Annotated in this window: 12 protein-coding genes; 10 read left to right on the plus strand and 2 right to left on the minus strand. The window is 41.3% G+C overall.

Annotated features, from left to right (window positions below; translation table 11 throughout):
• Window positions 1-36: 36 nt before the first annotated feature.
• The 4 genes from CIK00_RS06460 to CIK00_RS06475 all read left to right on the plus strand — a co-directional run bounded on the left by CIK00_RS06460 (window position 37) and on the right by CIK00_RS06475 (window position 3,745).
• Window positions 37-636 carry an SPOR domain-containing protein gene (locus CIK00_RS06460; protein ID WP_101768088.1) on the plus strand — a complete coding sequence of 200 codons (600 nt, stop codon included), beginning with the start codon at window positions 37-39 and terminating at the stop codon, window positions 634-636.
• 183 nt (window positions 637-819) lie between these two features.
• Window positions 820-1,347, plus strand: a complete 528-nt coding sequence (gene hslV, locus CIK00_RS06465; RefSeq protein WP_101768089.1) for an ATP-dependent protease subunit HslV — start codon at window positions 820-822, stop codon at window positions 1,345-1,347.
• A 10-nt stretch (window positions 1,348-1,357) separates the two neighbouring features.
• Entirely contained in the window at window positions 1,358-2,689 is a 1,332-nt protein-coding gene (gene hslU, locus CIK00_RS06470; RefSeq protein WP_101768090.1) for an HslU--HslV peptidase ATPase subunit, read from the plus strand.
• A 147-nt stretch (window positions 2,690-2,836) separates the two neighbouring features.
• Entirely contained in the window at window positions 2,837-3,745 is a 909-nt protein-coding gene (locus tag CIK00_RS06475) for a 1,4-dihydroxy-2-naphthoate polyprenyltransferase (RefSeq protein ID WP_101768091.1), read from the plus strand.
• Between the two features lie 146 nt (window positions 3,746-3,891).
• Here CIK00_RS06475 and zapB read toward each other — a convergent pair whose 3' ends face one another.
• On the minus strand, window positions 3,892-4,134 hold the full coding sequence (gene zapB, locus CIK00_RS06480; protein ID WP_045028996.1) for a cell division protein ZapB: 243 nt from the start codon (window positions 4,132-4,134) through the stop codon (window positions 3,892-3,894).
• 597 nt (window positions 4,135-4,731) lie between these two features.
• On the opposite strand from zapB, the gene CIK00_RS06485 reads away from it, so the two are divergent.
• From CIK00_RS06485 to tpiA, 6 genes are all read left to right on the plus strand, one after another.
• Window positions 4,732-5,583: an MIP/aquaporin family protein gene (locus CIK00_RS06485; protein ID WP_101768092.1), complete on the plus strand. Its 852-nt coding sequence runs from the start codon at window positions 4,732-4,734 to the stop codon at window positions 5,581-5,583.
• A gap of 89 nt (window positions 5,584-5,672) precedes the next feature.
• Window positions 5,673-7,196, plus strand: a complete 1,524-nt coding sequence (glpK, locus tag CIK00_RS06490) for a glycerol kinase GlpK (RefSeq protein ID WP_101768093.1) — start codon at window positions 5,673-5,675, stop codon at window positions 7,194-7,196.
• A 207-nt stretch (window positions 7,197-7,403) separates the two neighbouring features.
• Window positions 7,404-8,411, plus strand: a complete 1,008-nt coding sequence (gene glpX, locus CIK00_RS06495; protein ID WP_101768094.1) for a class II fructose-bisphosphatase — start codon at window positions 7,404-7,406, stop codon at window positions 8,409-8,411.
• 204 nt (window positions 8,412-8,615) lie between these two features.
• Window positions 8,616-9,233, plus strand: coding sequence for a helix-turn-helix transcriptional regulator (locus CIK00_RS06500; protein ID WP_101768095.1), 618 nt, complete (start codon window positions 8,616-8,618; stop codon window positions 9,231-9,233).
• A gap of 13 nt (window positions 9,234-9,246) precedes the next feature.
• Window positions 9,247-9,990: a ferredoxin--NADP reductase gene (locus CIK00_RS06505; RefSeq protein ID WP_101768096.1), complete on the plus strand. Its 744-nt coding sequence runs from the start codon at window positions 9,247-9,249 to the stop codon at window positions 9,988-9,990.
• Window positions 9,991-10,509: 519 nt separating this feature from the next.
• The gene (tpiA, locus tag CIK00_RS06510; RefSeq protein ID WP_101768097.1) at window positions 10,510-11,280 is read left to right on the plus strand and encodes a triose-phosphate isomerase; all 771 of its coding nucleotides are present in this window, start codon (window positions 10,510-10,512) and stop codon (window positions 11,278-11,280) included.
• Window positions 11,281-11,427: 147 nt separating this feature from the next.
• Here the strand turns inward: tpiA and pfkA are convergent, their stop codons facing one another.
• A complete protein-coding gene (gene pfkA, locus CIK00_RS06515; protein ID WP_101768098.1) occupies window positions 11,428-12,390 on the minus strand; it encodes a 6-phosphofructokinase in 963 nt (320 codons plus the stop codon).
• Between the last annotated feature and the right edge of the window lie 222 nt (window positions 12,391-12,612).

The following is a 12,612-nucleotide window of genomic DNA, read 5'->3' on the forward strand; positions in this document are numbered from 1 at the left end:
CGTTCTGTCTATCTTCCCAACTAATTTGTCGATATTGTGGCCACTAAAGATTATGTAAAACGCGGGCGCTCACCGAAACCAGCGCCAATAAAGGCAAAAGCCAGCCATAAAGGCAAAAAAATACCGTCAACAGGTTTTCCAACAAAATGGGCGGCATTGGCTGTTATATTAGTGTGTGGACTGATTGTAGGTTTATTTTTCCTTTCAGGGACTGATGTGCCTGAAACTGCACCTGTCACACCAGCTGCGATTATTATCAAACCGCAACCAGTAAAAACCGATACCAACGCCCTACCTCCGAAACCTGAAGAAAAATGGCGTTATATTCAAGAATTAGAAAATAAAAAAGTCATTGTGCCCATCTTAACGCCTAAACAAGTCGTTGCAAAAGATAAGCCCAGTAAGCCTTATTTATTACAATGTGGTGCTTACCATAGCCAAGCTCAAGCTGATGAGCGCAAAGCAACGATTGCATTTCAAGGATTAAACAGCCAAATAAAAGTATCAACTAACGATAGAGGCACTTGGTACCGCGTCGTACTTGGCCCTTATAAAGATAAGCGCTTGGCCATGAATGATCAGAACAAATTACAAAAAAATGGCATTAGCCCTTGTGCAATTTGGTTCTGGCAATAATCATCATTAAGCGTAATAACACTAAAGGATGCCTATGTGGCATCCTTTTTTATAAGTGCAATAATGATGACAACCACAATCAGCAATTGTCACCGACACCTTGAAAACCGCCGTCTCTATCCCCAGATCTAATAGCATTAAAGATCCCGGCTAACGTCGGAGCTGAATCAAAGAGAGTTTAACATGACAACTATTGTATCTGTTCGTCGTAACGGCAATGTCGTAATTGCTGGTGATGGTCAAGTCTCACTTGGCAATACAGTAATGAAAGGCAATGCACGCAAAGTTCGTCGTCTCTATAACAATAAAGTACTCGCTGGTTTTGCTGGCGGCACGGCTGATGCTTTTACTTTATTTGAACGTTTCGAACGTAAATTAGAAATGCACCAAGGCCATCTATTGAAATCAGCGGTTGAGTTAGCCAAAGATTGGCGTACTGATCGTGCACTACGAAAGCTAGAAGCTTTATTAGTCGTTGCTGATGAAACTGGCTCATTAATCATTACTGGTAACGGTGATGTAGTGCAACCAGAACATGATTTAGTTGCTATTGGTTCTGGCGGTAACTTCGCCCAAGCCGCAGCGATTGCATTATTAGAAAATACCGATCTTAGCGCACGTGAAATTGCTGAAAAAGCGTTAAATATTGCGGGTGATATTTGTGTGTTTACCAACCACAATCATACTATTGAAGAACTAGAAACTAAGTAAGGAAGTTGCAATGTCTGAGATGACTCCTCGCGAAATCGTTCACGAACTTGACCGCCATATTATCGGTCAAGACAAAGCCAAGCGAGCGGTTGCGATTGCACTGCGTAACCGCTGGCGTCGCATGCAGCTTCCTGAAGAGCTGCGCGTAGAAGTAACCCCTAAAAATATTCTAATGATTGGTCCAACAGGCGTAGGTAAAACTGAAATCGCCCGTCGTTTAGCTAAACTGGCTAATGCTCCGTTCATTAAAGTTGAAGCGACGAAATTTACTGAAGTAGGTTATGTCGGTAAAGAAGTCGAAACCATTATTCGCGACCTTACTGATGTCGCAGTCAAAATGGTTCATCAACAAGCAACAGAAAAAGTACGTGTCCATGCTGAAGAACTAGCAGAAGAACGTATTCTTGATGTGTTATTGCCACCCGCACGTGATGCATGGGGACAAAACGAAGAAGCGCCAACAGAGTCAACCACTCGTCAATCTTTCCGTAAGAAATTACGTGAAGGTAAGCTTGATGATAAAGAAATCGAGATTGATGTTGCAGCGCCACAAATGGGCGTTGAAATCATGGCGCCTCCTGGTATGGAAGAAATGACCAACCAGTTACAAGGCATGTTCCAAAATCTTGCTGGTAACACTAGCAAAAAACGTAAGATGAAAATCAAAGACGCGCTAAAAGCTGCAACTGAAGAAGAAGCCGCTAAACTCGTTAATCAAGAAGAATTAAAAGAACAAGCTATTTTTGCTGCAGAAAATAACGGTATTGTCTTTATTGATGAAATCGATAAAATTTGTAAGCGTGGTGAATCATCAGGTCCTGACGTTTCTCGTGAAGGCGTACAACGTGATTTATTACCATTGGTCGAAGGCAGTACAGTGTCGACTAAACACGGTATGGTTAAAACAGATCATATTTTATTTATCGCATCAGGCGCATTCCAAGTCGCTAAACCGTCAGATTTAATTCCTGAGCTACAAGGTCGTTTACCGATTCGAGTGGAACTAGAAGCACTGACTAGCCATGACTTTAAACGTATTCTTACTGAGCCAAAAGCATCATTAACTCAGCAATATGTTGCGTTAATGGCAACTGAGTCAGTAAATATCGAATTTACCGCAGAAGGTGTTAATAGCTTGGCTGAAGCTGCATGGCAGGTAAATGAGCGCACTGAAAATATTGGTGCCCGCCGTTTATACACTGTTATGGAACGCTTAATGGAAGAGATTTCTTATGATGCTAGCGAAAAAGCAGGCGAAAAATTCCTAATCGATGATGCTTATGTACAAGCACGTTTAGGTGAATTTGTTGCAGATGAAGATTTAAGCCGCTTCATTTTATAATCAAATTTAAACCAGTTATTATCATTATAAACGGTGCGTTTTTTCGCGCCGTTTTTTTGTTTTTTACAAACATTAATGGGATAAATTTGCGCATGACCAAATTTACGCCATAATACCTTTTCAGTATTCACTTTAAGTATCTAATTTATGAACTCACCCTCTTCACTGACAATTTGGTTAGATGCCGCCAGACCAAAAACCTTACCTCTTGCCATCGCCTCAATCGTATGTGGTAGCGCCGTTGCAAAATGGCATGGTAGTTTTTCTGCAAGTATTGCAGCGCTCGCGTTATTAACCGCCCTTTTATTACAAATCCTTTCTAACCTTGCTAACGACTACGGTGATGCCGTTAAAGGTACCGATAACAATGATCGTTTAGGTCCACAACGTGCCATGCAATCAGGTTTAGTTACGGCAGCAACAATGCGTAAAGCAATGATTATTAATATTATTCTTACCGCTATTAGTGGCTTAACCTTAATTTTAATCGCGTGTAAAAACCCGCATGATATTATTGGCTTTTTAGTACTTGGATTACTGGCAATTGCCGCTTCCATTGCCTATACCGTCGGTAATAAACCTTATGGCTACCGTGGTCTTGGGGATCTATCAGTACTGATCTTTTTTGGATGGCTTGGTGTCGCGGGTACTTATTATCTACAAACTGGGCAAATTGATTCATTAATCATGTTACCCGCAACAGCGTGTGGTTTATTGGCTGTTGGTGTACTCAATATCAATAATTTACGTGATATTGATAATGATAAAGCCTGTGGTAAACAAACCTTAGTGGTACGCATGGGCCCGCAATGGGGGCGTAAATACCATCTAATACTACTTTCGACTAGTGTGGTATTGTTTAGCTTGTTTGCCCTATTAGAAGTAAAATCACTCTTTGGCTGGTTATTTATTCTCAGCCTACCACTTCTAATTAATCATGGTCGTCAAGTGTATGATTCAACTGATGGCGCAGCCCTAAGACCCATGATGGCAACCATGGTTAAATGTGCCTTAATCACCAATTTATTGTTTGCTATCGGTATGGTATTAGCCTAATAAATTGCACGGTGGCATTAACTACCATTCGATATAAACTCATTCGTTGTTGTAAACATAATCTCAACACATAAAATATCGGCTCGGCATATCACCTTTTTCAGGTGTTATACCGAGCCGATAATCGTATTAAAATAAATACGCGATTATTCTACGCTATCCATCTTACCTAGTAGTGTACGTACGCGATCTTGCCATACGTTATGCTCACCACGTAGTGCTTCGTTATCTTGAACAAGACTCTCACGACCAGAACGTAGTTCTTGTGCTTCCATAGCTAGGCTATCATTTTTTTCTTTTAGTTCATCAATTTCCATTTGTAACAAAGAAATTGAATCCACAGCCATTTGAACTTTGGCTTCCAATTTTTCCAACATTTCTAGAGACATATTGTTCACCTGATCTATGCCCATATATTTACCTTAACAATTGAAGGTAATCTCTACGGACAGGGTTATATATATTTAGCTACTATTCTAACGAGGCAATGGCTTGCTGACATCTACATTTCCATTGCATTCGTGCAATTGACGGAAAATCATACAAGTCTGATGTAATTTTTGCAAAGGCAGCTAATATCTACTTAATTTAGCAGTTAAAAACAGCTAAATTCAACAACTTTAAGCATATTTAACCCACGTTAATACCATCAAAATCATTTTTTCACAGTCAACCGTCAATAATGTAATAACTGCGAACCTTCTCAAATTATGTCTGACATTACCATGATAATTTAGCGCCGCTATTTTATATTTCATGGTTCTAATCCATACCCTCGCGACAATATAACCTAAATATCACAATCGATGATCTGTCCCTAACTAACTCGACAATAAAAACCCACCAAACGCTCACTTTAGAAAATAATTCATGCTCGAACGCACATTAATGAGTCGTTATTATTTTAAAAAAAAGTAACTATTGTAAATTACAGCGCATAAAGGATAACGAGATACCCTACATTACTTATCAAAAGGACTGACAATATGGCAAGTTCCAAACCTAATGCGCTAGTCGGAGAATGTTTTGCAGAATTTATCGGTACTGGACTACTGATATTTTTTGGTGTTGGCTGTGTCGCGGCGATGAAATTAACCGGTGCTGACTTTGGTCAATGGGAAATAAGTATAATGTGGGGTCTTGGCGTCGCCATTGCTATTTATGTCACAGCAGGGGTTTCTGGCGCCCATTTAAACCCAGCAGTAACCATCGCCTTAGCCAGTTTCCATGGTTTCAATAAACGCAAAGTTTTGCCTTATATCATGGCGCAAGTATTAGGTGCTTTTGCAGCGGCAGCGTTAATTTATGCTTTATACAGCAACCTTTTTACTGATTATGAAGCCAGCCATAACATTGTTCGTGGCACGGTTGCTAGCCTTGATACCGCCTCTATCTTTTCAACATTCCCTCACCCATCATTAAGCTTTGGTGGTGCATTTGCGGTTGAATTTACCATTACAGCAATTTTAATGTTTGCCATTTTAGCAATTGGCGATGATAAAAATGGTGCCCCTCGTGGTGCTATGGGTCCTTTGCTCATCGGCTTAGTGATTGCCGTTATCGGTGGCTCATTAGGTCCACTAACTGGCTTTGCCATGAATCCTGCGCGTGATTTTGGACCAAAGTTACTCACTTTCTTTGCGGGTTGGGACACAGTAGCACTCACTGGTGCTAAAGATATTCCTTACTTTATCGTACCAATACTGGCACCAATTTGTGGCGCACTTTTTGGTGGCTGGGCATACCCTAAATTTATGGGTGTTTACCTTCCAGGTAACAAATGTACGCTACCGAACAAATGTGAAGGCAATACAGAGACCCCTGCGGTTGAAGCATAATATTTGAACCATAAATACAATCAAAGGGGTCTTAATGCCCCCTCAATTGACACTGACTCTAATATAATAAAGATAACGAGGAACCCATCATGACTACTGATCGAAAATATATTGTGGCGCTAGATCAAGGAACAACCAGCTCTCGCGCGGTGGTGCTCGATCACAATGCCAATATCGTTTGTTCATCACAACGCGAATTTACTCAAATCTATCCTAAAGCTGGCTGGGTTGAGCATGATCCTCTTGAAATTTATGCGACCCAAAGTTCAACCATGGTTGAAGCATTAGCCAAAGCAGGTATTCGCAGCGATCAAGTGGCGGCGATTGGTATTACTAACCAACGTGAAACCACCATCGTTTGGAATAAAAAAACCGGTAAACCTGTTTATAACGCTATCGTATGGCAATGTCGTCGTACTGCTGATATGTGTGAAGAATTGAAACAACAAGGGTTAACTGATTATATTCGAGAAGCGACAGGTTTAGTGGTTGATCCGTATTTCTCCGCTACCAAAGTTAAATGGATCCTTGATAACGTTGAAGGCGCACGAGAGCAAGCTGAAGCGGGTGAATTATTATTTGGTACCGTCGATACTTGGCTGATTTGGAAAATGACTCAAGGCCGTGTTTTCGTTACTGATTACACTAACGCCTCTCGCACCATGCTGTTTAATATCAACACCTTGCAATGGGATGAAAAATTATTATCGGTATTGAATATTCCACTATCGATGATGCCAGAAGTGAAAGCCTCATCTGAAGTCTACGGTCAAACCAATATTGGTGGTAAAGGCGGTACTCGTATTCCTATCGCGGGTATTGCGGGCGATCAACAAGCCGCTTTATTTGGTCAAATGTGTGTCTCTGCAGGACAGGCTAAAAACACGTATGGTACGGGCTGTTTCTTGCTAATGAATACTGGCAAAGAAAAAGTCACTTCTCATAATGGTCTGCTAACAACCCTTGCTTGTGGTCCTAAAGGTGAAGTTGCTTACGCCCTTGAAGGCGCTGTTTTTATGGGGGGAGCCTCAGTCCAATGGTTGCGTGATGAAGTAAAACTACTAAGTGATGCTAACGATTCAGAATACTTTGCTGAAAAAGTCGGCAGTGCTAACGGTGTTTATGTGGTGCCCGCCTTTACTGGTTTAGGCGCACCTTATTGGGACCCGTATGCGCGTGGTGCGATTGTTGGCTTAACTCGCGGCGTGAATTCTAATCATATTATTCGTGCCACCCTTGAAAGTGTTGCTTACCAAACCCGTGATGTACTTGATGCGATGCAAGCTGATTCAGGCATTAAGCTCGATATATTACGAGTTGATGGTGGCGCTGTTGCCAATAACTTCTTGATGCAATTCCAAGCAGATATTTTAGCAACGGAAGTCCATCGCCCTGTCGTTACCGAAGTTACCGCTCTTGGCGCGGCTTATTTAGCAGGTTTAGCCATTGGTTTTTGGGACAGCATTGATGAACTTAAACATAAATCACAATTAGATCGTAGCTTTACACCATGCGAAGACGATAAAAAACGTAATCGTCGCTACCGTGGTTGGCAACGTGCAGTTGAATGTGCCAAAGGCTGGGCATTTGATGAAGAAGATGACGACGAGTAATCGTATTTAATAACACTTAGGGCCTGCTCGTAATAGCAGGCCTTTTTTATTTCGCCGTCACCACATAATGCTGATTCTGTTGCGTTAGATCATCAACCTATAACGTTGGCAATCTAATTTCCCACCGTGTTGATAAGCCAATTATGCTAGAATTTACGCTGAATTTTTAAACCCTTTAACCTACCGATTTATATATCTGGAGTTATCATGAAAGGCGATTTAGCAATAGCATTTGCTCGTGTTACCGAAGGCGCAGCCCTTGCTGGCCATAAATGGTTAGGCCGTGGCGATAAAATTGCAGCAGACAATGCCGCAGTTGAAGTTATGCGTACCCTGCTTAACCACACCAACATTAATGGCGAAATTGTGATTGGTGAAGGTGAAATCGACGAAGCGCCGATGCTTTATATTGGTGAACATGTTGGCTGTGGCGGTTGTGCTGTTGATATTGCAGTAGATCCTATCGAAGGCACTCGCATGACGGCTATGGGACAAAACAATGCCCTTGCTGTACTGGCTGCTGGCGATAAAGGTTGTCTGTTAAAAGCACCCGATATGTACATGGAAAAATTGGTTGTAGGACCACAAGCAAAAGGGGTTATCGATCTTGATAAGCCATTAGCGGATAACTTTGCCGCTATTGCAAAAGCACTGAACAAGCCATTAAGCGAGCTAGTCGTCACTATTCTTGCCAAGCCTCGTCATGATCAACTTATCACTGAAATGCACGCAATGGGTGTACGAGTATTCGCATTCCCTGATGGTGATGTCGCAGCGGCTATCTTAACCTGTATACCAGAAAGTGATGTTGATGTGATGTATTGCATTGGTGGTGCCCCTGAAGGTGTTGTTTCTGCTGCTGCTATTCGCGCATTAGGTGGCGACATGCAAGGCCGTTTACTACCTCGTCACCACGTAAAAGGTGACACAGAAGAAAACCGTCGTTTAGGTGAAATGGAAATTCGTCGTTGTGCTGAAATGGGTATTGAACCCAACAAATTACTGCGCCTTGAAGATATGGCACGCAGCGATGATGTGATCTTTGCGGGTACAGGGATCACTAAAGGCGATTTAGTTGAAGGCATTCAACGCCGAGGTAATATCGCGACTACTGAAACCCTATTAATCAGTGGTAAATGTGGCACTATGCGTCGTATACAATCAAGTTATGACTTAAATCGTCAAGATGAAGCGGTTAAGCAACATACGCTATAATCTGCAAAATTTTCCAATAAAAAATGCACTACGGTGCATTTTTTATATCTATTATTACTCACGCTATTTCACCTTCATTACTGTGCTTATTTCATTCCTAAATCTAAGAAGTCCTACTTTTAACTCATTATTATATTGTAAAGATATTGCTTTATTTAATTGGCTGATCCCATAATATAATAAGAGCAACAACAATGATTGATTATGAAAACTATTGAAAAAATCCTCTACCACATCAAATATGATGGCCCTGTTACTGCCAAAGTGTTAGCTGAAAAGTTTCAGTTAACCACCATGGGAATTCGTCAACATTTACAGACGATGGAAGAACAAGGTTTAGTCGATGCCTATGATGTAAAAGTCAAAGTCGGACGTCCAACACGCCATTGGCAACTCACCACTCAAGGCCACCAACATTTTAGTGATCACCATGGTGAACTTGCCGTACAAACTTTAGAGGCGGTGAGTGATTTATTTGGTCAGCAAGGGCTACAAGCCATCATTGAAAAACGAGAACAACACACATTAAGTCATTACCAAGCAGCCATTATTGATTGTCCTGATTTAAAAAGTAAGCTCATCACACTCACCGAATTACGCCAACATGATGGCTATATGGCAGAGCTTACCAGTGATGATAACGGCTTTTTATTAGTTGAAAATCATTGCCCTATTTGTCTTGCTGCAACTCGCTGCCCATCACTTTGCCACTCTGAGTTGGCTATTTTCCAACAACTATTAGGCGAGCAGACACATATTCAACGTCAAGAACACATTATTACAGGCCAAAGGCGCTGTGCTTATCGAATAACATCCAAATAACGAGGAGGCCATTATGGCTGATTGGATCCCTGCACAAGTTATTGAAAACCGTCACTGGAACCAAGATTTATTCAGTTTATCGCTACGCGCGAACATTGAACCATTTAAAGCGGGACAATTTACTAAGCTGGGAATAGTGATCGGTGATAATTTGATCCAACGTGCCTACTCGTTTGTTAATTCGCCTCAACAAGCAGATATCGAGATTTATGCTACTCGCGTTACCGATGGTTTATTATCACCACGCTTACATGCTTTACAAGCAGGTGACACGGTCCAAATATCAGCCCGAGCAAGCGGATTTTTTACTCTTGATGAAGTTGCTAGTAGCCAGCATTTATGGCTATTTGCGACAGGTACTGCAGTTGGCCCTTATCTGTCTATTTTAGGGCAAAAAGAGGTCTGGCATAAATACCGCAAAATCATTCTTATTCATGCTGTGCGTTACGCCGCCGATCTAAGTTACCAAGCTGAAATCAGCGCCCTCAAGCGACAATATGGTGACCAATTCATTGTGCAACCTTTTGTGAGTCGTGAACCTGCACCGCTGTGTTTAACAGGTCGAATACCACAAGCTATTGCTGATGGTTTATTAGAGCGCCATGTGGGTTTATATTTAACGCCTGAAAACAGCCAAGTGATGTTATGTGGTAATCCACAGATGGTCCGTGATACTAAAACGGTACTTGAAGCTAAAGGACTGATTAAAAATCTCCGCCGTAAACCGGGGCAAATTACCATGGAACATTATTGGTAATCACAAACAACGATTAATAAACCACATAACAGAGTCTGAACTATCAGACCCAGTCTTAATCGTAATACTGCCGCTAACTACCGTCATCAACTATAGTTATAAATAGCGATGACGGAAGGAATAGCGAATGCACTCACTGCCTAATTTTGACCAACTGCTGCAACTCGCCGCCACTTCACCAACATTCTGTTACAACAAAAATTACAGCGCCAATTGCAACGATTCAACCAAGCACTCCAATCACTCCAATCACAATCACAATCACCGCAACATCAAGCTAAAATCCTACCATTAAAATAAACAAATACTTACGCATTCAAAATAGAATATCTTGCCTAAATATAATACAAAAACGACAAAAACTGCATATATTGAAATAATTCTCTATTTGTAGTTCACTTTTTGTCTTGAAAAGGGTACAACCAAACACATTAATGATTTTGAACAGTAAAAATTCAGTTACGACTGGTATATTTTTACGCAGTTAATAATTACATTATTTTAATTTGGAGAAAAACTATGCGCTATCCTGTAGTTATGGGTAACTGGAAACTAAACGGCAGCAAAGAAATGGTTGCTAATCTACTTAACGGTCTTAACGCTGAACTTGAAGGCGTTACTGGCGTAGACGTTGCAGTTGCTCCACCAGCACTTTACATTGACCTTGCTGAGCGTACGCTTACAGATGCAGGCAGCGCGATCATCCTAGGTGCTCAAAACTCTGACCTACACAACAGCGGTGCATTCACTGGCGACATGTCTCCAGCTATGCTTAAAGAATTCGGTGCTACTCATATTATCATCGGTCACTCTGAGCGTCGTGAATACCACCACGAATCAGACGAGTTCGTTGCTGAGAAATTTGCATTCCTAAAAGAAAACGGCCTAACACCAGTTCTTTGTATCGGTGAAACTGATGCACAAAACGAAGCTGGCGAAACAATGACTGTTTGTGCACGTCAACTTGACGCTGTAATCAACACTCAAGGCGTTGAAGCTCTTGAAGGCGCTATCATCGCTTATGAACCAATCTGGGCTATCGGTACTGGTAAAGCGGCTACAGCTGAAGATGCACAACGCATTCACGCTCAAATCCGTGCTCACATTGCAGCGAAATCAGAAGCTGTTGCTAAAAACGTTATTATCCAATACGGCGGTTCTGTTAAACCTGAAAACGCTGCAGCATACTTCGCACAACCAGACATCGATGGTGCTCTAGTTGGCGGCGCAGCACTTGACGCGAAAAGCTTTGCAGCTATCGCAAAAGCGGCAGCTGAAGCAAAAAAATAATCTTTCTTCATGATTGATTAAATCAAGGTCACCTACGGGTGGCCTTTTTATTGTCACAAATAAAGCACGGTATCAAAATATTAATCAATAAAAAAAGGCCGATATAAATATCGACCTTAATGATTTCAGTATTTTTATAACGTAATTTTAAAACAGCTTTTCAGCCAATTCATATAAATCGTTACGTACTGGACGACGCATATTTTCAATCGCATCGATAATGTCGTGATGAACCAGTTTTTCACACTGGATACCAATACAACGACCGCCTTCACCTTGTAGTAAAAGCTCAACGGCATAAGCACCCATACGAGATGCTAATACACGGTCAAATGCATCAGGCTGACCACCACGTTGAATATGGCCTAATACTGTTGCGCGAGTTTCACGACCAGTTTCAGCTTCAATGTATTTAGCCAATGCGTTAACATCAGTCATTAATTCAGTAATAGCGATAATCGCGTGTTTCTTACCTTTCGCGATACCTCTATTAATGTGAGAGATCAACTGCTCTTTATCAAGGCCAGTTTCAGGGGTAATGATATATTCACAACCACCAGCAATCGCAGACATTAACGTTAGATCACCACAATGGCGACCCATTACTTCAACAATTGAAATACGCTGATGAGAAGATGACGTATCACGTAAACGGTCAATCGCATCGATAACAGTGTTCATTGCTGTCATGTAACCGATAGTGTAATCAGTACCAGCAACATCATTATCAATCGTACCTGGGATACCAATACAAGGGTAACCCATTTCAGTTAGCTTTTTCGCACCCATATATGAGCCGTCGCCACCGATAACAACCAATGCATCAATACCGTGCAACTTTAGATTCTCAATCGCTTTTTCACGAACTTCCACTTCACGGAATTCAGGAAAACGTGCTGAACCTAAAAATGTGCCACCTTTATTGATAACATCAGATACACTTTGACGATCAAGCGGTTTAATGTGGTTATTATATAGGCCTTGGTAGCCATCATAAATACCACAAACTTCTAGACCTTCTGTCAACGCTACACGAACTACACCGCGAACCGCTGCATTCATACCAGGTGCGTCACCACCACTGGTCAAAACACCAATCTTCTTAATCATGGTTACCCTCTGACTTTGGGAATTTAAAAATCAAATCCAACACGATATACCAAGGTTCCCCCACTCGGTATCACAATCGATCACTATCGAATTATGTTCGTGAAAACTGAAACTTTCTTACTTATGTAGAAGTATTACAATTTTAATGAAATATTTTGTTGATTCATATCACGCTAACTCGGCACTTCTTCATCAGCCAATGTTTATTATCTGTCATTATTA

This window comes from Photobacterium carnosum (genome assembly GCF_002849605.1).
GTDB lineage: Bacteria > Pseudomonadota > Gammaproteobacteria > Enterobacterales > Vibrionaceae > Photobacterium > Photobacterium carnosum.